The sequence below is a fragment of the Sphingomonas silueang genome (assembly GCF_040049155.1).
In the GTDB taxonomy this organism is placed as follows: domain Bacteria; phylum Pseudomonadota; class Alphaproteobacteria; order Sphingomonadales; family Sphingomonadaceae; genus Sphingomonas; species Sphingomonas silueang.
In genome coordinates this window covers 1-21,380 of the sequence record NZ_JBDZDK010000016.1, presented here as the reverse complement: position 1 = coordinate 21,380, position 21,380 = coordinate 1, and the positions used below count along the sequence as shown (strand labels likewise).

Here is a 21,380-nt window from a genome sequence, read left to right as displayed (position 1 = left end):
TTGTTAGGCTATCTCATGATCTTCTTCTCCGTCGATCATTGCAAGTCCACATCATCCATCCCGGAGTGCAACAGTCTCTTCGCGGTCGGGCGCTTTGGTTGGCCGTTTGGCCGATCGCCTGCCGCAGTATGGGCATTCACGTGCAAAGGGTGGAGCTTCAACAAGCGTCACGAGGTTGTTGCCACCTCACCTTTAGACCCGAAGTCTCCGATCCCTCCGCCTCCCGGGAGGACTGTTTCGCCGCCATTGTGCGGGCGAACCTGGTGTGAACCTGCGCGCTCAGGCCGGCAGCCTGCTCTGCATCAGCGCCCGATGCTCCGGCACGTCGGACGCCTTGGCCATGAAGTGAGTGCCGTCGCGCCACAGGCTGAACATGATGATCGCCAGCTTCCGCGCGAGCGCGACCTTCGCCTTGTTGAAGCCGATCCGCTTGCTGAGCTTGAGGCCCCAGTCCTTAAGCGTGCTGAACGATCGGGTGTTCGACAGCATGACGGTCGCGGCGCCGACCAGATGCGTGCGGGTGAGCTGGTTGCCCATCTTGCTGATGCCGCCATGCGTGAGGCTCTCGCCCGACTGGTAGACGCGCGGGGTCAAGCCCAGATAGGCCGCGACGTCATCGACATGCCGGAAGCGCGTCGGGTCCTCGATCGCGCTGTAGAACGACACGGCTGTGATCGTGCCGACGCCGGGGATCTCCATGAACCGTTTGCAGACCGGGTTCGACGCGGCCAGCAGTTCCAGCTCGCGCTCAATGCGGTTGGCCTCGACGTAGAAGCCTTCGCACAGGTCGAGCAGCGGCAGGACGCGCGGTCGCAGATCGACGCCTTCGGTGTCGGCGATGAGGCACATCTGGTCGATGGCGCGGCTGCGATAGCTCGCCGCCGTTTCCGTCCCGCCTTCGATCCGCCCACCATAGACGCGCACCAGGCCGCGGATCATCGCCTCGGTCTCGCGGCGCTGCTTCACCAGGCGGTCGCGCATGGTGAGATAGGCCCTGATCTCGAAGCACAGGTTCGATTTGACGTAGACCTCAGTCAGATATTCCCGGCCTGTCCGCGTGATCTCGGCGATCCCGCGCGCGTCGTTCGTGTCGGTCTTGTTCCGCTTGACCGACAATACGCGATGCACCTGGCGCGCATCGAGCACTACAACCTGGAAGCCCTGCGCGCGCAGCTTCGTCGTCAGATGCGGCGTCAGCCCGCCGCTCTCGATGCCGATCAGCGTCACATGCGATTTGAAGTTCTTGCGCAGATACCGCCCGATCTCGATGGCAGTGCTCTTCATCGAGACCTGGTGAACGATCGTGCCGTCGCAATCGAGAACGCAGACCGCCGCATTCTTGTAGCCGACATCCAGACCGACCCAGAAGCGCGCCGCCGACGGATCGGCCTCCGCTCGCTCCATCGCCGCTACATAGGACGGCGCCACAATCTTCTTCGACATGACCGACTCCTTTCTTGCCATCATCTGGTCAACAAAGGATACCCTCACGTCGGAGCCGGGCAGCAGCTAAGCCACAAGCGTAGGCGCATGTCTCGACGTGTTACCAGCCCCGGCTCCCGCGCACGGCGCGGGAGCTCTCCGGGGAGGAGCGACGGCCCGGAAGCTCGCGAGGATGGACCGCGCTCGAGGTAGCGATATGGACCTCTCGGAGACGGACCCGACGGTGACACGGGCGCTTGCGCTGGCATTGATGCGGCAGGCCAAAGAGTATCTGGCGGCGACAAACGATGTCGATGCCGCCGACCAATTGCAGCGCGCGATCGATACCCTGCTGACACCGCGAACGCCGGTCGCGGCATAGGCTCGCAGCGGCATTGCGGGGCGCGCCGCGCGCGGCGACGCGCCCCTTCGCGACGTCTGGTCCGGGCGGAGGCTATGCCCATTCCAGACGGGAACTGTCGTCAAGATCTCCGGTCGCGATCAGGCGGTCGAGCCGGGACAGGTATGGGGCTGCACCCTGCGCTTCGACGCTGCGCCGGATCGCGGGATCAGCGAGGCGGGCACGGACATTGTCGACCGGGATTTCGCCGACGCTCTCCGGTCGCAGTCCAAGCCCTTCGAGCAGCGCGAACGCATTCTGATAGGCCAGATCGAGTTCGAGGCCGAGATCGGAGGTCAGCCCGACCGACAGGGTGATCGGGCCAGTGTCGCCCTCGCGATAGACGCTGACCCGGCGGCCGCGAAACTGGGCCTCATCCAGCACCGTGATGACATCGGTCTGATAGTCGAAGATGCGTGCGATGCTGGCGAGCGCCAGCGGGCAGACACGCGCCTCGAACCGATAGGAGAGATAGTCGTCCTCCGCGAAATCCGGATCCAGCAGGGTCATGTCGAGAGGCTCGCCTTGGCCGCGCAGAAATTCCCGGAAGGCGGCGAGCTGGCGGGCGTTGATGACGGCGGTCTGGCGTTCCTGATGGTCGGCCGATGTGGTGATGCGAAACACAATGGACATCTCGTCCTCCCTTGCTGAACGCAGCACCCGTCCCTTCTCCCCTCTGGCCGCCTGGCGGGGCGAAGTCGGTGCGAATGGTGGCCATTGCGCGAGCGCGCCAGCGCTCAGTCCCCCGCGGCGCGAAGGGGCTCGATGCCCCTGAGCGCCGCATGTCCACGCAGAAAAAGATGGAGAGGCCCCGGCCGAAGCCGGAGCCCCTCCAAGCGAGCACTCACGCGCTGCGCTGGGTGCGCTGGTGCGCGAGGCGGACGATGTGCAGCGGCACCCCCGCCTGCCGCAGCTTCTGGGCGAGGTTCTGCTGGATGCCCGAGCCTTCGCAGATGACGGCTTCCACCGGCTTGAGACCGAGAATGCGGTCATTGCGGACGAAGGCGGCGCGGTTGCCCTGACTGCGATCGAGGCGGAACTGGATGACCTTGACGCCGCGCGATGCCGCCCATGCGTGCGCCACGGCATCGCAGCCCTTCGCTTGCGCGGTGGTCGCGAGGATCATCTCCGGGATGCGTGCCTTGATGCTGTCGAGACCGTTCCAGAGCAGGTCCACGTCCTCCCACACCTGACCACCGGAGAACGCCACGACCGGGCCTTCGGGGGCGAACTGCTCGCGGCGCTCCCGGGCTTTCGAGGCAAGATAGTCGCGGGCCTCGATCATCGATGCGGTAAGCGCGCTGGAAACCCGGCTTCCCCGCACCGGCGAGAAGGGCTTGCCGGTTTCGACCCGATAGACCTCGGCGGCATGGTCGCGCATGCATTCCATCGCCTCGCGGCAACCCTGGAGGGTCTGGCAGAGGAGCTGGGTGTCTTCGAGTTCGGTCGCGTAGATCTCGGACGGATCATAGCTGCGTGCGAGATCGCCGAGCTTCTTGGCGGCGTCATCCTCGCGGCCCTCGATACGCTTCGCCACGACATGGAAGCTGTTGGCGAAACCCCACGCCAGATCGGCCGCAAACGGCTCCATGCGGGTGTCGCGCAGCACGTCGAACATGGTCTGCATCATCATCTCGGTGGCGGCCCGCACCTGCTCGGGATCGGGCATGTCAAGTGCTTCGGGCGCTTCGACGATGCTGAGCTTGGCCATCTCGCTATGTTCGATGAACGCGCCCTCGTAGGTCTGGGTCAGTCCGTCATTTTCACGCGACGCGGCGACGAAGCTGGCAAGGTCGGCGAAATTGTTGAAAGAAGTCATAAAAGCCTCCGAACAAGTCGATCTCTCATCCGGGATTGGATGAAAGATGAAATCTCATCGGATGGGCCGACGGGGCTTTGTCAGGGACGCGGGGACAAGTCCCCGCGCCGCCTCGGCGGGGCGTGGGGGAACCGATTTTCTTGGGGCCAGAGCGCAGCGACGGTCCCGGGAAAATTGGGGGGACCGCGCATCCTTGAGAAAGCCCCCCAAGGCACATCACACTACGGCGATGAAGCTTGTCTGATACCGAGATGTTAGAGAGAGAATTGGATTTGCCCCGGCCGCGCGGCGGCCGGGTTAACAGCAAATCGCTCCATACTGTCCCAGGAGAAACCCCCTCCCCATCACCCCCGCAAGGTGATCGTAACCCGGCAGGGCGGAGACGCGGCAAGGCCGTGGCTCCGGGAGCCGCAGGCGAGTAGAGCGCCGGTCCCGGCCTGAGCCTGTCGAAGGGCCGGGATGCGCCAAATGATCGAGCACCGACGCCGCAGGCAATGTTGAAGGAATGAAGAGTGAAGGCCCAGATTCAGGCGAACTATGAGGAGCGTCTATCGCGATATGCTGCACTGTTGCATGGCAATGAGCCACCGGGGCTGGTGGCGAAACTCGCCGTCTATCAGCAGCTCCTGCGGCAACGTGATATTCATGGCGACCGCCTGTGGCAGATCGAGCCGATCCTCTATCCGCTGGCGGAGCAGGACGTGATCGCGCTGGTGAACAGCGTGATCAAGGTCGTCACCGATCAGGAGTGGAAGCTCCGGGATGGGGCGAGCTTCCATGTCGGCGAGTTCTACGCGATCGGCGTCGAGAACATGGTCCACAACCTCGAGACGGGGCGACGCGCGAACTTCCCGGGCCAGTTGAGCTGAAGGGCGGCGCCCGCAGGCGCCGCTCTACCGGGTCAGAAGAAGTCGATCTTGTCGGCGATGATCTCGCAGCCGTACCGGGTGACTCCGTCGCGATCCTCCCAACTCGAATAGTGCAGCCGGCCGGTGATGGCGACGACATCGCCCTTCTTGCGCGAGGCGCCGGCCTTGCCGAGGCCGTTGAAGCAGGTGACCTTGTGGAACTCTGTCTCTTTGGCGGTGTAGCCGGTGGCGTCGTCGACATAGGTCTTGCCGTCCCTGAGCTTCACGCGATCGGTCGCGACAATGAGGGTGGTGACGGCGCCGCGGGTCTCGGGGTCCTTGGCGACGCGGCCGGCGAGATTGACGTTGTTCATGGTAGTGCTCCTCGTTGGGTCCAGCGGCCTTCCCGCCGGTGACACCGAAGAGCGGCGTGCGGAGAGGGTCCGCACCGTAGCGTCAGCGGAGGGGAACCCCTGGAGGGAGTTGGCGCGGGCAGCCGCGAAGCGGCAACACGGGCGACCGGATGGGGTTGCGGGACGTCTTCGTCTCGCCGCAGGTGTCAGGAACAGGCGAAGGAAGGCTGCTGGCCGCGGCGGGGCTCTACCCGATGGACGATCGCGCGGCGCGCTGCTCTTGACCCCGGCGCCGGCGGCGGAGCGCCCTCAGGAGTTCGTGCTCAGCAATCGGTCACGGGCAAGCCCGTTCGGCGAGGCCCGCTAGACGCAGCGATCGGGATTGAGGGCAGAGCCTCGTATTGCTCGGCCTCGGCGGCCTCAGGCGCGAAATGGCAGACGGAGTTTCGCGCGGCGGGACCTTTCGCGCGCGGTATCATGCTCATCAGCCCATCGGTCGGCGGCGATCTCTTCGTCCGTAGGTCGCGCGCCCGCGAGATCGGCCCGCTGCTTGTCGCTCAAGGTCTCGGCCGTGCTCACCGCCCGATTGCCGTGCCGCTGGTTCGTTCCCATGTGTTCTCACTCCGAAGTCGCGATGATCCGCGCCGCGTGGCAAATGCGGGCGCGGCCGATACTGGTCAGGAGGTACGCTTGACCTGCGTGACCTTGCCGGCGTCGTAGGCGGCGAGCCAGCGGGTGCGGATGGTTTCGTAGAAGGCGGTTGGAAGCTGACCGTATGCAACCTCGCCCAATGGATCGCCGGGCACCGTCCGAAGATCGGGCCCGGGCCATTGAAAATAGTTGAGCTCCGTGAGGACGACCCACGAGCGATCATCATCGAGCCCGAGACGAACCTTCGTCGCGTGCGGAATTTCAACGGCAAGGCTCGTGTCGGACGGCGGCGTATGGGTCACTGGCAGGATGGTGACCATCTTGGCGCCTGCCTTATTTGTCGTCGCGAGCAGCACGGCGCAGGGACGGTCTTTGCTGCCTTCTTCGTGACCTGCCTTTGCTTCATGGCTCCAGAGATACGAGTAGCGAATTACGAGGCCGGGAACTGGATCGGGAATTTGCACTCGTCAGGACTCGACCTCGTGATCGAAGGCAGCGGCTTCTGCCGGCGCTCGCGCCGCTCGAACCCCCTCCACGATTTCCTCCGGCACGTCAGTCAACGTGAAGACCTCGCGATCGCGCCGCTTGAGCCGCTGATATTCGGCGGCCGACATCAACACGAGGCTATCGTGGCCATGATGCGTGATGGTAAGGGGCGCAACCAGCGCCTGGCGGCTGATGCGGCCGAAGGCCTTTGACGCCTCAACGGAACTGACAGTCTGGGGCATGGTGATTCTCCTGTCCGGAAAGTACGGAGTTTCCGGATAAATTTCAAGTCCTCTCTGTCGCGCGCGCGAGGACGATAGCTGAGGACACGGTCACAGGGAAACGAAGGCAGGGCCCGCTTGCCGTGAGGCAAACGAGCCCTGCGGGGTTGCCGCGCGCCGGAGGGACGCGCGCGGCAGGGAGAGAGGATCGTCAGTCGGCCATCTCGGGCGTGCGGCGACGGCGGCCATTGCCCTGCGCGGGCTCGCCGCCGAACGCGCCCTCGGCCGAGGATTCACCCAGGCCATCCGTACCGGCGAGGCCGTTCGGCTTGGCCGGCTCGTCCGCACCGGGCAGCGGCGGCAGGCTGTCGTCGGCCGGGGCGGTGTCGGTCGGCGCATCGCGGCGGCGGTTGGGACGCGACCAGACGATGTTGTACGAGCCGTCGTCCTGACGGAACGCCGAGATGTAGAGCGGCTTGTCGAGGCTGGGATCCTCGATCTTGCCGTTGAGGAACATTTCGCCGGTCGCATTGGACGCCAGCTCGAACAGTGAGCCGACCTGGACCCACTGGCGTGCCGCCGAGAGCGCGAGGATCTCGAACTTGGGCGCACGCGGATTGGCGGAATGGACGGTGCGAAGGGCGATGACGATCGCGACCGTGAGCGTCGAGATTTTGCCGGTGTAGGTGCCGCTGGCGTTCTGGGTGATGGTGCCGATGTTCATGGGAAGTCTCCTGAGAAAGTGCGCTCGAACCCCTTGTCCGAACACCTTCTCTCACCCGCTCCTCTCCTCGGCCGTTCGGCCGAGTAAGGCGCGCCAGCGCCGCTCCGACGCGCCACTTCGGCGCCGTCGGGTACTTCAGGGCCTCGCAATCACGCGATGCGTGTCAAGTCTGGGGAGCGCTTGCCGATGGCCGCCACAGGGCAATGACATCCTGCATCTCTTCGGCGAAACCGAGACCGTCGATATAGACGGCGCCGCGGTCGTTCTGGCCGAGAAAGCCGATCACGCTCGTGATGTCGTTTGCCACGTCGATGTCGAGGCCGAACATGTCGGCGATCTCGAAATGACCAAGCTCCGGGCCATTCCACCAGGCCATCAGAAAGTTCGCGACGCGGCGCGCCTGCCCGGTGTCGCCCATGGCGAGCGGGATAAGCCGTGTCAGCGCCGCACGGGCGGAATCATAATCTGTCGGTACGGACGTCATCGGTTTTCTCCGCGCGCAGAGGGTATCGAGGCGACACCCGGGCGCAAGCGTTTCTGCCTCGAACGGCCCGATCCTAATGAATCGAGCCGAACAGCCGCCGCTTGACCTCGGCCTGGTGCCGGCCATCCTTCTCGCCGATCGTCGCGGTCATGTCGGCGAGGAGCTGTTCGGCAAGCCTCGGCGGGATTTCCGCATAGGGCGTGATAACGGCGATCGCGGCCTCGGGCGTGGGAAGCTCGCCCGGTTCCGTGCCCCGCCAGATCAGCGCTTCCCCTTCATCGGGCTCATCATCGGTGCGAAAGCACACCTGAGCATAATAGGTCTGGAGCGGTCGGTCCCAGCCTACCGCCGCGCAGATGACGTCGGGATGGCCGGCCTTGGGCGGGAGAATGTGCCTGCTCATGCGTGTGTCCTCCGCATTCTGTGCGCGACGTGCCGCGCGGCGCCCTCGGCGCTGTTGATGGCCTGACCTGCTGCCGATGCCGCGCGGCGCGCGCCCGCCCTGCGCAGCAGGTTACGGGCTTCGCGCAGGCGTTCAACGGCAATCGCAATGGCTTGTCCGTCCTCGGACGTCGCGGGTGTGATGCGGCGCAAGATTACCTCCATTTTGGTTGGAAATTGGCGAGGCGACTGATCGGCTCAATCGTCGCAGGGGAGCATGATCGTCAGGACACGGACGGTCACCGCGGCGTCGGCAGGATCTTCCGAGCCCCATTCGAGCGAGGGATCGTAATAATCGATGCGAAAGCAGACGATGTGACCCTCGAGCTCGAACTGCCCGTAGTTGCGTTCCGGGCCGTCATCAGGCTTGAATTCGTAGCGCCGGACGGCCGCGAGTACCGCGGCCTGGGCGACGGCTTCGCTGACGATGCGGTCGCCGCCTGCCAATGTGGCGAGACAGGTCGCCGTCATCACGATCCGCGCGTTTCGATCGAGGCCGAGCCGCACGCGGTCATTGAGCTCGGCGATCCGGGATATGGTGCTGGTCATGCTGCCTCCATCAAGCCGGCGTTGAAACTCGCGATCCATTCTTCCATCGTCGGCCGCTCGGCGATCGGCACGATGCTGGCGGCGTCCTGGAAACGGATGAGATCGGTCGGCGCATCGCGACGGATCGCGTCGATCTCGGCCTCGGGGAGCAGCCGCTCGGCGCGGATGAAATCGGTGATCCTGCCGGGCCGGGTCCTGGTCGATCGGCGCCACAATCCCTCGACGGTGCGCAGGCGCGGTTCGGCGCGGGCCTCAATCAGGACAATCAAGCGAAGGCACCACGCCGGCAGGGCGCGTACTTCATCGGGCCGGATGGCGCCGCAGAAGAAGCAGCTCGACTTGGGCGGCACCGGGAGACCGGCGGCCTCGATCCGGGCGATGCAGCGATCGCGCGTCCAGTTCCATTCGCGCAGCGGATAGCGGCACTGGAACAGCGGATCGTCCAGCCCGGCAGCATGGGCATGACGCCGGGAATCGGAGGGCGACGTGTCGTAGCCGATCAGCCGCTCGACCTTCTGCCCATTCGCCCATGCGGCGCGAGCCGGTGCCCATTGCTTCAGGAAAGCGTCTTGCGGCGCCACCTTCCATTTGAGGCTGCAACTATGCCGTCCCAGGCTGATGCTCGGCAAAGTCGCATTGGTCAGGACATTGGCGAGGATCGAATAATAGGGCGGCCAGTGCTTGAAGCGTCTGGGCACGTAGCGGACGATCTCATAGGGAATCCCGCGCGCGTGCATCCACGCGGCGATCATCCGCTGATATTCGTAGGTCTCGGGCTTCTCCGCGCCCGGATCGGCGCTCAGCACCAGGTCTGGCGCCTCGCCGCGCGCCTCGAGTTCGATCAGCAGCGCCGTGGAATCGACACCGATCCCATAGGCCAGGACCACGGGCGGCGGGGCGGCGACCAGAATGGTATCGACCGCTCGTCTGTTGCTTGGGATGTGCATGGAGTTCTCGGCCTCGATCGCGGCCCATCGCCGCAACCCTCAAGATCCCCCTCCCCTCATTCTCGGCCGGCTGTGCGGTTCTCGGCCTCGATGCGAAGATCGAACTGAAAGGTGGGGTGCGCCAACGGCAGGGCCTTTGGATAGGGAAGTCGCGGCAGTGCGCGGCCGTGCCGGCGGGCTTCGCGGGTGAGCTCGAAGCAATAGGCGTAGAGACCCGGCTGCTGATGGCGCACGAGATGGCGTTCGCGTTGCAGCCGCCAAAGCCATGTCGCAGGCATCTCCCCGAACTCCGGCCTGGGCAGGCCAAGCGAAACGAGCTGATCGATGGCGCCGGCATGGCCTCGCTCGCCAAGGCGGATCTTCGAGAGCGTGCGCCCCGCGATCGTTGTGTCGCCGGCGCGCAGGACGGTTCGCGGCCTCGTAATGGCGCGGTGCGCCGCCGAGAGCGCGCAATAGACGCGGCCTATATGTCCGGCGCTTGGGTCGCTGTACGAAACCACGGCCTCGATTCCGGGCTTCTCGCGGCGCAGATGGCGAAAGGCCCGCGCGACGAAGAAGCTCTCCCCGTTCTGGGGCACGGCGTCTGTCAGGATCAGGCGGGCGAGCACGCAGCCGCGTAGCGGATCGGCAAAGCCGGTGTGCCGCGTGATTACGGCTCCGGTGGCCGGAACGGCGAAGACGGCGACGCCTTCCAGGACTGCCCCGGCGCCATAGAGCCCGACCGCGAGCTGCGCCGCAGGATAGGTCGGCAGATAATGATGGCGGGCAATGAAAGCGCGCGCGGCATCGTGTCCGATGATCTCGACGGAATAGGATTTGGGATCGATGACCGTGAGATCGCGGGCCCAGAGCGCCCGGCGCTCGCGCCAGCGCTGGCTGCGGCTCGTTTCCATGTTTTGGATCCTCGAATGTTAGCGGGCGGCAAATCTCGTCGCCCCGCCGAACAGGCGGAGCGCGCGTGCCATCTCGTCGCGCAACCGGGCCTTGCTGCCGACGATGAGCGTCGGCGCGAGGGGTTTCCCGCCGGGGTCGATGAAGCCGTGCGCGAGGGTGCCGTCCTGTTCGATCGAGACGAGATGCCCCTTGCCGGGCGCCGGCCCCTGATAGCGCGCCGTCAGCTCGCCTAGCTTCGCAGTCAGGCCCTTGGTCGCCTTGGACCAACGGATGTGGCCAGCGCCGACATTGCTCCCGGCCTCGCGGCCTCGATCCATCCAGAGTTTCGCGTGCGCCTTGACCTGCAGCGGCGTGTTGCGCGTGCGTTCGCGATTCCGACAGGTTGGCAATGCGGCCGAATGGGTATCGAGAACCCGCAGATATTCGCCGTGCAGCGCGACAAGGATATCCTCGATGTCGATGCCGGCGAGGAGCGCGCGAAGCCGGTCCTCCTGCTCGGGACTGGCAATGAGCTCGTCGGCCCGCTCCGCCGTCAGTTCCTCGGCCTCGGGCTGCGCGGTCACACCGGATATGAAGCCCTTGGTGGCGGTGAGAATGATGGCGTGACCGCCGCAGCGGCCGCCTGTCTTACGATAGCGCTCCAAAATATCGCCTCGGCCGAGCGCCGCCGCCGGATGATCGCCCAGGATGATAACCCGCCGCGACCATGGTGTCGGTCGGGGCCGGTCGCTGGGTTTCGGCCAGTCCGAGGGTAGCGATCGCACCGCACCCCGCGACTGCATCGAGATGGGCGCTCGTTCGGCAGCGCGATTGGCCCGGCGCGCCGCGTCGAAGAGATCGTCAACGTCGCCGCCGCCGTCGGCGAACCGGCAGTCATAGGCCGGGCGTTCTGCGGCCTTGGACGGCGAACAATGGTTCCAACCTACATGGGCCGCGTACCAGCCATCGGCATAGCGGATCGCGAGATTCCAGTCATAACCATAACGATCGCGTCCACGCAGGATCGCCGCATCGCGGTCATCACCGCGTCCTGAGACGGCGCGCTCCTCGGTGAAGCTGAAATTGCGCGCCTGGCGCTCGGCCTCGCTATGCGCGGCAATCGCGTCGTTGACGGGCTTCATCGCCTGGACGCGCGCGCGGGTGCGCGCCATGCGATCTTCAGGTGAAGCCGTCGGCGCCAGGTCCGGAAAGTCGCGCCAGGCTTTCGCGATCGCTTCGGCATGTTCCGGTGCGCGGCCCCGGGCCAGCCAGGTGGCAGTCGAACAGGGGTCGAACTGCGGGATTTTTTCGACATGGATCATGTGGTCGGCCTCGGTCGAGATCAGGCGAAGAGGCGCATCGGCTGTTCGACCGGCGGCGTGAGACGAAGGTCGCGCCGCAGACGGTCGGCGAAACGGTCGGGCGCCATGAGATCATTGACCGATGCCCAGTGATTGCGCGCGCCGCAGTGATCATCGCGGCCACGAACCCGGCGATAGAGGACTTCCCGGCCCGGGCCCGAACAGCCAAGCGAGAGCTGCACCCATGCTTCCTCGCCATGGAGCGTGATTTCGCCGGAAACCGCAGGGCCGCCCTTGCTGGAGCGGATGTCATAGGTTCCGTCGCATAGGCCCAGCGCGTCGGCGAGGCGCCGCATTGCGGTGCGGCCCTCCGAATGGAAGAGCCGCTTGGCGGCCTCGTCATGGCTCACGCCCCGATAGGCGAGGTTGCGCAGGACCGGCGTTCGGCGGATTTCGGCGATCTGGTCCATGCAGGTGCGCCGAAGCTCGAGATTGGACGGACGATCTTCGCACACTGCGCTGAGGTGGCGAACGAGCAGGATCACGGCGGGATCGGTTTCGGCGTCTTTGCCGGCGTTGCGGCAATCCTTGATCGCGGCTCCGATCGCGTGGAGGGTGGTGCCGACGGTGATCAGCGCGCTGGGGTCGAGCGCCTGCTGGTGGCGCATGGCGACGTCGTAAGTCATGGGATGGCCCTCCGGTCTTGAGCGAAAATCCGCTCAAACGGCCCTCTCCCCCTCCCCTTTCTCCCGTGGCCGGCCTCGGGCTCGACCGAAGATTCAAGCAGCGATCGGTAGCGGGATCGGCACGGCCTGCCCGGTGGCGATATTGATGAACGCGCCCGCGTGGCCGATCGATCCGCGGCCAACGAGATCGAAGAGAAGGGCCAGCGCGTGGCTCGCCACCACCCGGTTCACGAAAAGCGACTGGCGCTCGAGGGCTTCGGCCATCGAGCACGACGGCGCGTCGTCGTCAGGCAGGCTCTCGTTCGCGACCTCGGGGAAATATTCGAGGACTGTCGGGAGGATCTGGTGCCCGGCCTCGGGCTCAGCGTTCGGGCAACCGATGATATATTGCCCGTCGCCAGCGCGGTTGCCGAGATCCAGCCAATAGGCCGGCGCATTCCTGGCCGAGGCGATGGCCGCACCGACGCTCCGGCGCGCCGATGCGGTATCGACACAAGTGATGACGATGTCGGTGCCGTCGAGCTTCGCGGCCTCGGGTGCCCGGCCATGCACCGCCGTCCAGGCCAGACCGTGGGCGAGATTGATCCGCTCGGTTAACGTCCGGGCCTTCGAGTTGCCGATGTCGCACCTGAAGAAGGGCTGCCGGCCAAGATTGGCCTCGCTGACGATATCGTCGTCGACGACGGTTACATCGAGCGAACGCGACGAAATCGCCCGCAGCGCCGTATCCAGCGAGGCGAGCCCCATCAGCATCTGCGCGCCGTTGCCGCCGCATCCCACAAGCACGATTTTGATCGCGCGGTTGCCGAGCGCCGCAGGCAGATAGTGGCGAAGGGGCGTCTCAGAGGTCATGATCGTCTCCTGAAAAAAGGGCTTCGCGGCAGCGGGAGGAACATCCCTCCGGCGCACAGTCGCGAGGCAAATGCGGGGCCGTCCGTATGACCCAGACGTCCGACAACCAGGGCGATCTTGGTCGCGTGCGCGTCGTCCGCGTCGTCGGTTGCGCTGAAGAAGGCCGCGCCGTGCCCATGGCTGTGAATGTCGCAGATGAGGTGATGGTGCGGCGGCAGCGCAGGCGGACGATAAGTGAGGTGTGACGGCGTCGCGCGGTCGATCTGGGGGAAGTCGACCCAGAATCGCCGATTAGCCTCATCCCAGAGGATGAAGGCGGCGGCCTCGTTGGGCAGCGCGGCGCGAAAGTGCTCGAGGACTTGCCGCAGCAGCTCCGCCGGTATCAAGCCGCAACGCAGGTCCGCGCGGCGAACTCCAATGCTCCCGTAGGGCAGGTAGGCCGGGATCGGCGGTGTCACGGGCAGATCCAGAGCCAGCCAGGCCCGGCGCAAGATCAGGCAGACACCATCGCGGCCGATTGCGAGGCAGCTGCCTGCTCGGGCTTCGCGAACGGCCTCGATCGCGGGTGATCGCCCATCCGGCGGCACGGGATAGCAAGGCGCCTCCGCCAGTACCGCGGCGGCGGTCGGGTCTTCGGCGAGGGCAGTCATCGGCCGGACCTTCCGTAGATGAGGTCGCCGAGCGTCACTGGGTCGGCCTTGGCGGCGCCTCGCGGGGCGGTCTGGCGACGATCTCCGAGGAACGGCCTCAAGCGTTTGACCGGGAAGCGGGTCGCGCGGGTCGCTGCGAGGGTGTCCCAGAGACGCACGAGACCGCCCTTCCCCGTGATCGTCAGCTCCTGACCCGGATTCGGATGGGTCGACCAGGAGTCGAAAAGCGCGCGCTCGAACTCGGGAATGGCGGACACATCCAGCGATGTCGGCTTCGGAATGTTACCCCAGCAGAGGGAACCGTTGAGGAAGACGTTGAGGATCGGCGAATGAAGCAAGGCGGTTTCGGCCGCGGGCCGCTCGTTCCGCTCAAGCGCAAAGACTCCAAGCCGGCGCCGTGTGGCGACAAGGACGTGTGCCGGATAGGCAACCGGGACGATCGCGCGGCCGCCAAGCGCACGCAGTCCAGCCAGTTTCGCCGAGAGGTCGAAATAGGCCGTCCTCACCTGTGCGGGCACCCACCAGACCAGCAGGTCGGGATGGGCGACAAGCACCGTTTCGGGGAGAATTTGCGGCGGGGCGACGCGGCCGAGCGCCTGCGACCAATGCCGCAGATGCGCCCGGGTCAAAGGCGTTCCAGCGGCGATGGTCGGCGCGCCGATAGCGTCGTGCTCGATCTGATGGATGCTGGCGAATGCCTCGGCATCTTCGCCAGGGGTAAGATGCGAGCCGAGGCCGCGAGCCCCGTCGCTTCTGTAGAGCAGGATGGCGTTGGTCAGCATCATGCCGCCTGCGGTTCGCTCGAACTGCACGCAATGGTCAGTCATGTCGGCCTCGTTATTCGGGAGGATAGAGTTCGATGAGATGTTTGGCGGCCCGCAGCAGCCGCGCGCCGGCGGCGAGTGACGCATGCCAGACATCGATCGCGGTGGAGTGCGTCATTGGGCAAAGGCCCGTCACGTCCATGAAACCATATTCCATGCCGTGACGCCCGACGTCGTCGACCTCGACCGCGAACTGTTCGACGGGAACGAGTGTCAGCGGCGGAAGCGGCGAACATTCCTCGATACCGGGGACATATTCGTAGAGAACATCCATCTCGAGGCGCCAGGCGTGATGTTCGTCAGGCAAATTGGTGAGCGCCGCGTGGGCATCCCGCAATTCGCGCAGAGCCCGACGAAGGGCAGTCGGTAACTTCGACGTGGGCGCTGCCCTCGCGGCGAGCATCCATTCTGGCCGCCTGGCGTTCATTTCGGACGGCATGGTCTGGGCCGCGATCTCGCTGTCGTCAGCCCCATGGAGCGCAACGAGGGCCTCGCGCGCAGCGGCGTCCTCGGTCTCGCCGTCCCAATAGTACATCGAGATGTTGTCGAAGAGGTCATCGTAGCAGAAGATCGGGAGAGCACTTCCGAGCGTGCGCTCGAGCACCCGATACGCAGCCGCGCGCCACGGGATCGGCCGCTTGCTGTCCTCGATCCATCCGAGATCGAGCTGCCCGACACTGTCGCAGACGATCGCGACCGCCGGCGCCCCGCAGGATTCGCCGTTGAGCACGACGACGCGCAGGTCCGCGATCGTGCAGCTCCGCAAGCTTTCGAGGACCTCGGTCTGGAAGACCCGTTCGATATGTCGGCGCGCCTCAGGGCGCGTGCGGTGCACTGTCTCCTGCTCTTTCGAGGCGACCCAACTGCCGACGAGCTTATGGTGGGCCGCCAAAGGTCGATCGAACATCACCGGAATATCAGGGGAGATATGGACGGTCCGTCCTGCCAGATCAGCCGAGCGGAGGAAGGGAGAGTCCTGTGGGTGGCGGGATAGGATCGGCAGGACCATCCTCGCGCGTGCCCGCGTCGAGGATGATCTTCGCATGGAGGGCCTGGGCTTGTTTGCTGCAGGCAGGCCGGGAGAGTTCGGAAGTGTTGCCATGGTCGTTCTCGATCCAATGGAGCAGCGTGCAGCGCGGTGCGGCGGGGATGGCCGCCATTTGAACGCGCGCCATGTCAGCCCTTGGTGCCGACAGCTCGGCGATATTCGGTGACGTGGACACCGCCAGTAACCCCGGCATCGACCAGGTCGGCATTGAGGATCGCCGGGTAGAGGGTGGCGTGGTAGGCGCGCAGCCCCTGCGGGTCATTGGCAAGGTGCGGCGGCTGCGGGAGGTCGATACCGTCATAGCGGTAGACGCGGGCAAGATGGTCGATCTGCATCGGAATGTCCTTGTTGGAATTGCAAAGGGTGTCGGTTGCTTCCGATCACCAGAGGCTGGCGGGCTCCTCCGATTTTGCATCGGCCGGCAGGGCGCCCGCCGCTAGCGCGGCCGGCGTGCTCGCTGCGACTACCGGCTTGGCGGGTGCCGATGCCGCCTTTGCCTTCGCCGCCTCCGCAGACGCCGCGCGCGCGGCCTCGGCCGCGTCCCGCTGGGTCGCGATCTGATCGGCAAGCGCCATGCGTGTGGCAATCAGCCCACCGAGCGCCCCCTCGGCGCCCTTCGCAAGCTCTGCATCGATCTCGGCGGCCGTCGCTGTGATCGAGATCGGACGCAGCTCGCCGGCCTCGGCCTTGTGCGTTTTGCCTTCGGCGACGCGGGGAATGATGATGAGGGTAACGACACCGTCATCGCCGGCGACAAGATCGAAGGCGAGCGAATAGCTGCCCAGCATGGGCAGAAGATTGGTGATCAGCATTGTGGGATTCCTTGATTGGAAAGTTGGGCGAGGTCAGGCGGCCAGTTCGGTGACAACCTCGTCGGCCTTGGCGGGCGGAAGCGAATTGGGCGGCGCATAGCGGCCATCGAGGGCCATCGCGCTTGGCACCCGGCCAGCCCAATCGAACCCGACAGCATTCAACATGCCGGAGATCAGGTCGCCCTTCTTGGCGCCGAGCAACTTTGCGAATGCCTTCTCGCCCATGTGCGCGACCAGGCCGCTCTCGGCGGCAATGAACTTGAGCTCGTCCTTCGTGTATCGTTCGAGAAAAGCGCGATCGACCTGCCAGACTGTCCGGATGTCGATGCCGAAGGCGCCGGCGAGATCGGCGACGTGAGCGAACGACTGGACGTCCCGGGCATATGCTGCCCCGATCGCAGCCAGCACCGTGGTGGCCTGAACCTCCGATAGCTCGCGGATCTCTGCGATCTTTTCCTTGAAACCGCGATCGGGGAACGCGGCGTCGACCAGCAGTGCAGCGCGCGAGGTCAAAGTGCCTGACTTGATGTGCGAAAGCGTGCCGGTCAGCGCTGCCACGAGGATCGCCGCCTGGGCGTTCAAAGGATCGTCGGCCAGCCCGCGGGCGAGCGCCGTGCGCCATGTCGCCTCCCGCAGGTCGGTCGTGCGGCCTGCGATGGACTTTGCGGTAACACTGGGCCCGGTGCTGGTGGAAACCTTGCGCACGACGGTTCCGCGACCGACCAGAGGTGCTGAAGGCGCTGCGTCATGGGTCAGACCGCCGATCTCACCGCCGTCCTCGTTTTCGTCGCCATCGTCGGCGAGAGCGTCATCATCGCCGTCATCGTGTTCGATCGCTGCGGCGGCGTCCTCGGCCTCGGCGGCCGCCTCCGCATCACGGCGTGCAGCTTCGACCGCCTCGGTCTTTAGCTGGAAGCAGGTAGCGTTGGTGCAGTGGCCATCGTCGACATGGGTGTCGAACAGGGCGCGCTGCGTCCCTGAATTGAACGGACAGGTGGTGCATTCCGTTTTGTCGAACAGGGCATCGGCGAGGCGCTGCGTGACCTTCATGAGAAGATCGCGGGTCTTTGCGATGTCAAGGCCGGCCGCGATGATCGTCTCGAGCGCCTTGTCCTGCTTGTCGGCGGGAACGGCGGCGAGCAATTCGGCGTGTCCGACCTTGATCCGGCGCTCGTCGAGCGCGGTTTTGACGGTCTCGGAAAGGTCGGCGAGCGCGAGCCGGCGGTCCAGCTTTGCGCGGGACCAGCCAAGCCGCCGTGCAGCTTCAGCCCGGTCGCCTTGGCACGCCGCGAGATAGCGAACGGCCGCGTCCGCCTGCTCGGTCTCGGAAGGATCATCGCGATCGTCGTTTTCGGCAATCGCCGCGTCGAGCGCCTCCTGGTCGGTCATCTCCCGGATCAGGACCGGCACCTCGGCGTTTTCGCCGAAGGCTTCCATTGCGGCCCGGTAGCGGCGACCGCCCGCGACGATCGTGAAATGCTCCGGCAGGTCGGCAGCGGGCCGAACCAGCATCGGCTGCAGCATGCCTCGCAAACGCAGGGAGGCGACGAGTTCGTCATGCTTCTTCCGGTCGAAATAGCGGCGCGGATTATAGCCCACGGCAATCCGGGCGAGCGGGACCATGGCGGTCCCGACAGGGTGCGATGCGGTCAAGGCGGTTCTCCTAGTGAGAATGGCGGTGCACGCGCTTGCTCGCGACGCGCACCCTTTCGGTGAGCCTGATGCTCACCCTTCCACTCCCCCCCCCCTTTCACCGCTCCGCCGTCTGGTCATGGAAGATGTCGGCCGCCCATTGCTCGAGCCACGGCTCGAACATCTCATCATGATCAAGATCGCCGGACTCGATGAGATCGCGGATTTCGGTACGGGCCTGCGCGATTGCGGCCTCCCAGGGATCGATCGGCGGAGGATCTGCGTCAGCAGGCCGTTGCTGCGGAAGGCGGCGCGGCCGCTCGGTTAGTCGGTGGTACTGACCGGCGAGCCATTGCTCCATGTGATCGGCCACGACGCGATCGGTCTTGGAGATCCCCGCCTTCAGGGCTGCCCGACGCGCACCGACGCCATAGGCCTGGCTGTCGATCGACGCGACCCGGTGTGCGAAAGGCAGAAGGAAGGGCAGTGCCGTGCCCTTGACGCCGAATGCGTGGAGCAGAACACCGGCCGGAAGAATCTGATCGAGATGGTCGATGACCGCGATCAGGCCTTCCGGTCCGTGAATATCGCGCCGGCACATGCTTCCGACACCGATCAATGCGCCGGGGCGGAGCGAACCCCAGAGCGCATCGACACAGCGCTCATAGTCGGATGGTCGCCGGCCCTGGATCACAGGCATCAGTCTGTCGGCTATTCCGGCATCCTCGCCCAGGATGCGGCAGTCGCGATTGGCGCGGATGGTGCGCGACAGGCGGTCGAAGACTTCGTCGCGATCTCGCGCGATCTCAGCCTCGACGCAGTAATCGGCACTTGCCCACCATTGGAATGGATAGGCCGCCGCGAGCGATACATAGTCCGACAGGGACCACGGGAAGCCACCATAGCGCGCAGTCGCGACGAAGCCTGCGGAGTCCAGGCAGAGGCCGGACAAACCCCGTGCATTCTGGAGTTGCCCCAGGCGCCATCCGGTCCATTCCCGCCAGCCGCGCTTTTCGGACCAACGTGAAAGCGCGTTCGCCGAGATGAGCGCGGTCCGGCCAAGCGCGCGTGCCCGCTGAAGGATCGGCCCATCGTTCAGGTGCGGAAGGCCGACGATGACGTTGATGGGCATGATGCGCGCTCCGCTCGCAACGGAAGCACGCGGACAATTGACGGTCGCGCATGTTCACGTTACGTTCTAATGAGTAGGAGATTTGCCATGACGACGCCCAGCATCCGACACCTGTTCGATCTCGACATAACGCTGCGGGATGCGGCGCTGGATATGGAGAACCGGCCGACCCGTCGGATGATCGCCAATGCGGCGATCGGCATTCATGTCGAGGACGCCTACTATTCGGTGCGGGAGCTGCGCGAGGCGGTAAGCTGGGTGCATGAAGGGGTTTCGGCGGGCAAGCTGAAGCTGGCGGAGATCCTGGGCAATGATGGTGCCGACGATTTTCAGCGCTGCATCTATTTCTGCCTCGCCGGCCGCGGCGTGGTGTCGATGCTCGACGATCTTGAATGGCTGGAGGATCTGCTGGAGCGGCGCGGGCGCATCGCAGGCGAACAGAAGCGCCTGAAGGAGACGGTGATGCCGCTCGTGAACCCCTATGTGGCCGACGCGCCCGATGGGCCGTTGGTCAGGATGGACGGAAATTTCGAGCAGGGACCATCTTGGTGGGCCGACCCGACTTTGTCGGCCTGACCATCAGCGCTCGCAGCTCAGGCGGTTCCCGTGCCGCCAGCGCGACGGTTCGATCCAGTCTCCGGCAAAGGCCCCTGCCCTTTGCCTCCTGGCCGAAGCGAAGGCCGCATTATATGCGCGCAGGCGAGCGGGATCGTCTCTGAGATAACTCGCCTGCGGGGTCGCGAGACCCGCGCGGATAAGACGCTCTCCCAAATCCGCGCCGTCGACTGTAACGACCGCAACGGGGCGGCCATAAGAAGACGAAGACACGAGCCGGATCGTCGCGGCCTTGGAGCGCAGGGCGTTCGCGGCGAAATCCTGTGCGGCCTTCCCACACTGCCAACATCCCGAGGCGCGCCGACAGAGCTGCCCGCGCTCGAATGCGTCGACCCCAAGCAACCGGAAATCGACGGCCACGGTATCGCCATCGAGCGCCCGCGCCTTCGCGTCGAAACTCTGAGACCATGAGGGCGATGTGAGAGCGGCTCCGCCCGCGAGGATGATGGCCGCCGCGATCCGGATCAAAATGTCATCTCCACCTCGACATGATCATCGGCCGCCGGCGTCGTGCAGACCCGGAATGGTTGCAGCGGATCGCCAGTGCGGACGATCGACAGCCTACCCGGCCGCTCGTCGAATAGGCGACCTGCGACGCGATTGGCGTTCTCGCGGCTGCAAAGCTGCAGACGCTTGGGCGACAATTCAAGACACGCGGCAAACATGATGGCTTCTCCCTGCTGCGGGAATGATACTGGCTGACGCACTCATGCAAAGATCGTCTTGTGAACCTTAGTGACCGGCAGGATCGTCCAGTCGCGCTCCATGAACCGGCTGATCGCATAGCCGCAGCGAGTCGCGGGATCGCGGAAACTCAGGCGGCGGCCGCGCTTCACGACGATAAATTCGTCACCCACATGACCATCGGAGAAGGTCAGCGCCTGGGCCAGTTTGATCCGGTCGCCGTCCTCGATCTTGCGCGATCGGCGGGCCAGGTTGGCACGGCACCGCGCGCGCCAGTCGAGGGCGTGCTCCCGGTCGGTCGGGGTCAGAAGGTCGAGAATGTGGCGGGGACAGCTATCCTCATAGGGGCCGACAGATTCGTCCAGTCGGGTAGGATTGGTGCTGCTCATGGAGTCAGCCCTGATCCCCCCGCCGAACCGCACGTGCAGCTTTCACCGCATGCGGCTCTCCACTGTGACGAACCATCACTTTGCCGTAGATCGGGCAGGCGGCCTCTGTGAGTATCCCAGTGGCATTGCTCGCACAGGACCACCGTCCTGCGGGCGCGTGCCACCTTCATTCTCACAACAAAACCGCGGTGCGAAACATCGGCCATCCCCCGGATATGGTGCACCTGACACGGAACATCGGATCGACCGCAAGCCTCGCATTGCTTGGCATTCTGACGATCAACCCAGTCCGTACGTGAGTGGGTGAACACCTGCGTCCAAGGCTGGATATCAATCCTGGACGAGGTGGCCGGATCACGTTTCAGATGAGCCAGTTTCCAGACTTTGACCGATCGGGGCTGGCCATCGACGTCGTAGGGTCAGGACCCATTGATGTGGGAGGCGCGATCTGATTCAGGCTCCGTGAGGAGAGAGTGGATGAGCGACCTGTACTGGCTGACGGATGAGCAGATGGCGCGTCTGCAACCGTTCTTTCCC

The 21,380-nt window shown here is 65.3% G+C and carries 31 protein-coding genes; 3 read left to right on the top strand and 28 right to left on the bottom strand.

Annotation, left to right across the window (positions count from 1 at the left end; translation table 11 throughout):
- Positions 1 to 279 precede the first annotated feature (279 nt).
- On the bottom strand, positions 280 to 1,443 hold the full coding sequence (locus ABLE43_RS14755; RefSeq protein WP_348979177.1) for an IS110 family RNA-guided transposase: 1,164 nt from the start codon (positions 1,441 to 1,443) through the stop codon (positions 280 to 282).
- A 196-nt stretch (positions 1,444 to 1,639) separates the two neighbouring features.
- Between ABLE43_RS14755 and ABLE43_RS14750 the strand changes: the two genes are divergently transcribed.
- Positions 1,640 to 1,804, top strand: coding sequence for a hypothetical protein (locus ABLE43_RS14750; RefSeq protein WP_157077779.1), 165 nt, complete (start codon positions 1,640 to 1,642; stop codon positions 1,802 to 1,804).
- Between the two features lie 72 nt (positions 1,805 to 1,876).
- Here the strand turns inward: ABLE43_RS14750 and ABLE43_RS14745 are convergent, their stop codons facing one another.
- Both ABLE43_RS14745 and ABLE43_RS14740 read right to left on the bottom strand, forming a co-directional pair.
- A complete protein-coding gene (locus tag ABLE43_RS14745) occupies positions 1,877 to 2,482 on the bottom strand; it encodes a hypothetical protein (RefSeq protein WP_348979176.1) in 606 nt (201 codons plus the stop codon).
- Positions 2,483 to 2,666: 184 nt separating this feature from the next.
- The gene (locus ABLE43_RS14740; protein WP_030090592.1) at positions 2,667 to 3,641 is read right to left on the bottom strand and encodes a DUF2493 domain-containing protein; all 975 of its coding nucleotides are present in this window, start codon (positions 3,639 to 3,641) and stop codon (positions 2,667 to 2,669) included.
- Positions 3,642 to 4,153: 512 nt separating this feature from the next.
- Here ABLE43_RS14740 and ABLE43_RS14735 point away from each other — a divergent pair.
- Positions 4,154 to 4,510, top strand: coding sequence for a hypothetical protein (locus ABLE43_RS14735; protein ID WP_066703409.1), 357 nt, complete (start codon positions 4,154 to 4,156; stop codon positions 4,508 to 4,510).
- 32 nt (positions 4,511 to 4,542) lie between these two features.
- Here ABLE43_RS14735 and ABLE43_RS14730 read toward each other — a convergent pair whose 3' ends face one another.
- From ABLE43_RS14730 to ABLE43_RS14630, 21 genes are all read right to left on the bottom strand, one after another.
- Positions 4,543 to 4,863, bottom strand: a complete 321-nt coding sequence (locus tag ABLE43_RS14730; RefSeq protein WP_062787869.1) for a single-stranded DNA-binding protein — start codon at positions 4,861 to 4,863, stop codon at positions 4,543 to 4,545.
- Positions 4,864 to 5,262: 399 nt separating this feature from the next.
- The gene (locus ABLE43_RS14725) at positions 5,263 to 5,454 is read right to left on the bottom strand and encodes a hypothetical protein (protein WP_062787870.1); all 192 of its coding nucleotides are present in this window, start codon (positions 5,452 to 5,454) and stop codon (positions 5,263 to 5,265) included.
- A gap of 65 nt (positions 5,455 to 5,519) precedes the next feature.
- Positions 5,520 to 5,957: a hypothetical protein gene (locus tag ABLE43_RS14720; protein WP_030090590.1), complete on the bottom strand. Its 438-nt coding sequence runs from the start codon at positions 5,955 to 5,957 to the stop codon at positions 5,520 to 5,522.
- A gap of 3 nt (positions 5,958 to 5,960) precedes the next feature.
- Positions 5,961 to 6,221 carry a type II toxin-antitoxin system Phd/YefM family antitoxin gene (locus ABLE43_RS14715; protein WP_037505398.1) on the bottom strand — a complete coding sequence of 87 codons (261 nt, stop codon included), beginning with the start codon at positions 6,219 to 6,221 and terminating at the stop codon, positions 5,961 to 5,963.
- Between the two features lie 190 nt (positions 6,222 to 6,411).
- A complete protein-coding gene (locus ABLE43_RS14710) occupies positions 6,412 to 6,924 on the bottom strand; it encodes a DUF736 domain-containing protein (protein WP_062787872.1) in 513 nt (170 codons plus the stop codon).
- Positions 6,925 to 7,087: 163 nt separating this feature from the next.
- Positions 7,088 to 7,408, bottom strand: a complete 321-nt coding sequence (locus tag ABLE43_RS14705) for a DUF7673 family protein (protein ID WP_030090587.1) — start codon at positions 7,406 to 7,408, stop codon at positions 7,088 to 7,090.
- Between the two features lie 73 nt (positions 7,409 to 7,481).
- The gene (locus ABLE43_RS14700; RefSeq protein WP_062787874.1) at positions 7,482 to 7,811 is read right to left on the bottom strand and encodes a hypothetical protein; all 330 of its coding nucleotides are present in this window, start codon (positions 7,809 to 7,811) and stop codon (positions 7,482 to 7,484) included.
- Positions 7,808 to 8,002, bottom strand: a complete 195-nt coding sequence (locus ABLE43_RS14695) for a hypothetical protein (RefSeq protein WP_083216155.1) — start codon at positions 8,000 to 8,002, stop codon at positions 7,808 to 7,810. Before ABLE43_RS14695 ends, ABLE43_RS14700 begins: the two co-directional genes overlap by 4 nt.
- Positions 8,003 to 8,047: 45 nt before the next feature.
- Positions 8,048 to 8,398 (bottom strand): DUF3768 domain-containing protein, encoded by a 351-nt coding sequence (locus tag ABLE43_RS14690; RefSeq protein WP_030090586.1) that lies wholly within the window; start codon positions 8,396 to 8,398, stop codon positions 8,048 to 8,050.
- Positions 8,395 to 9,345: an adenine nucleotide alpha hydrolase family protein gene (locus ABLE43_RS14685; RefSeq protein ID WP_062787876.1), complete on the bottom strand. Its 951-nt coding sequence runs from the start codon at positions 9,343 to 9,345 to the stop codon at positions 8,395 to 8,397. The genes ABLE43_RS14690 and ABLE43_RS14685 overlap by 4 nt, the downstream gene beginning before the upstream one ends.
- A 56-nt stretch (positions 9,346 to 9,401) precedes the next feature.
- On the bottom strand, positions 9,402 to 10,238 hold the full coding sequence (locus ABLE43_RS14680) for a Mom family adenine methylcarbamoylation protein (protein WP_030090573.1): 837 nt from the start codon (positions 10,236 to 10,238) through the stop codon (positions 9,402 to 9,404).
- An 18-nt stretch (positions 10,239 to 10,256) separates the two neighbouring features.
- Positions 10,257 to 11,540, bottom strand: a complete 1,284-nt coding sequence (locus ABLE43_RS14675; protein ID WP_348979175.1) for a hypothetical protein — start codon at positions 11,538 to 11,540, stop codon at positions 10,257 to 10,259.
- A gap of 20 nt (positions 11,541 to 11,560) precedes the next feature.
- Entirely contained in the window at positions 11,561 to 12,205 is a 645-nt protein-coding gene (locus ABLE43_RS14670) for a hypothetical protein (RefSeq protein ID WP_030090571.1), read from the bottom strand.
- 93 nt (positions 12,206 to 12,298) lie between these two features.
- Positions 12,299 to 13,057, bottom strand: a complete 759-nt coding sequence (locus tag ABLE43_RS14665) for a PRTRC system ThiF family protein (protein WP_030090570.1) — start codon at positions 13,055 to 13,057, stop codon at positions 12,299 to 12,301.
- The gene (locus ABLE43_RS14660) at positions 13,054 to 13,707 is read right to left on the bottom strand and encodes a PRTRC system protein A (protein WP_030090569.1); all 654 of its coding nucleotides are present in this window, start codon (positions 13,705 to 13,707) and stop codon (positions 13,054 to 13,056) included. The genes ABLE43_RS14665 and ABLE43_RS14660 overlap by 4 nt, the downstream gene beginning before the upstream one ends.
- The gene (locus tag ABLE43_RS14655) at positions 13,704 to 14,534 is read right to left on the bottom strand and encodes a PRTRC system protein B (protein WP_030090568.1); all 831 of its coding nucleotides are present in this window, start codon (positions 14,532 to 14,534) and stop codon (positions 13,704 to 13,706) included. The genes ABLE43_RS14660 and ABLE43_RS14655 overlap by 4 nt, the downstream gene beginning before the upstream one ends.
- 10 nt (positions 14,535 to 14,544) lie before the next feature.
- Entirely contained in the window at positions 14,545 to 15,540 is a 996-nt protein-coding gene (locus ABLE43_RS14650; RefSeq protein WP_228227686.1) for a hypothetical protein, read from the bottom strand.
- Positions 15,541 to 15,707: 167 nt separating this feature from the next.
- Positions 15,708 to 15,914 carry a PRTRC system protein C gene (locus ABLE43_RS14645; protein WP_030090566.1) on the bottom strand — a complete coding sequence of 69 codons (207 nt, stop codon included), beginning with the start codon at positions 15,912 to 15,914 and terminating at the stop codon, positions 15,708 to 15,710.
- A gap of 45 nt (positions 15,915 to 15,959) precedes the next feature.
- Positions 15,960 to 16,391: a PRTRC system protein E gene (locus tag ABLE43_RS14640; RefSeq protein WP_348979174.1), complete on the bottom strand. Its 432-nt coding sequence runs from the start codon at positions 16,389 to 16,391 to the stop codon at positions 15,960 to 15,962.
- A gap of 33 nt (positions 16,392 to 16,424) precedes the next feature.
- Positions 16,425 to 18,014: a PRTRC system ParB family protein gene (locus ABLE43_RS14635; protein ID WP_348979173.1), complete on the bottom strand. Its 1,590-nt coding sequence runs from the start codon at positions 18,012 to 18,014 to the stop codon at positions 16,425 to 16,427.
- 127 nt (positions 18,015 to 18,141) lie between these two features.
- Positions 18,142 to 19,155 (bottom strand): deazapurine DNA modification protein DpdA family protein, encoded by a 1,014-nt coding sequence (locus ABLE43_RS14630; RefSeq protein ID WP_348979172.1) that lies wholly within the window; start codon positions 19,153 to 19,155, stop codon positions 18,142 to 18,144.
- 87 nt (positions 19,156 to 19,242) lie between these two features.
- Here ABLE43_RS14630 and ABLE43_RS14625 point away from each other — a divergent pair, with 87 nt between their 5' ends.
- Positions 19,243 to 19,731, top strand: a complete 489-nt coding sequence (locus ABLE43_RS14625) for a hypothetical protein (RefSeq protein WP_030090562.1) — start codon at positions 19,243 to 19,245, stop codon at positions 19,729 to 19,731.
- Between the two features lie 3 nt (positions 19,732 to 19,734).
- On the opposite strand, the gene ABLE43_RS14620 is transcribed toward ABLE43_RS14625, so the two are convergent.
- From ABLE43_RS14620 to ABLE43_RS14605, 4 genes are read right to left on the bottom strand one after another with little or no spacing between them, the layout of a single operon-like run.
- Positions 19,735 to 20,235 carry a thermonuclease family protein gene (locus tag ABLE43_RS14620; RefSeq protein WP_369805560.1) on the bottom strand — a complete coding sequence of 167 codons (501 nt, stop codon included), beginning with the start codon at positions 20,233 to 20,235 and terminating at the stop codon, positions 19,735 to 19,737.
- Entirely contained in the window at positions 20,235 to 20,435 is a 201-nt protein-coding gene (locus ABLE43_RS14615; protein ID WP_030090560.1) for a hypothetical protein, read from the bottom strand. Before ABLE43_RS14615 ends, ABLE43_RS14620 begins: the two co-directional genes overlap by 1 nt.
- Positions 20,436 to 20,477: 42 nt before the next feature.
- Positions 20,478 to 20,843 (bottom strand): DUF6927 domain-containing protein, encoded by a 366-nt coding sequence (locus ABLE43_RS14610; RefSeq protein WP_176593284.1) that lies wholly within the window; start codon positions 20,841 to 20,843, stop codon positions 20,478 to 20,480.
- The gene (locus ABLE43_RS14605) at positions 20,840 to 21,154 is read right to left on the bottom strand and encodes an HNH endonuclease (protein ID WP_348979171.1); all 315 of its coding nucleotides are present in this window, start codon (positions 21,152 to 21,154) and stop codon (positions 20,840 to 20,842) included. The genes ABLE43_RS14610 and ABLE43_RS14605 overlap by 4 nt, the downstream gene beginning before the upstream one ends.
- Positions 21,155 to 21,380 lie beyond the last annotated feature (226 nt).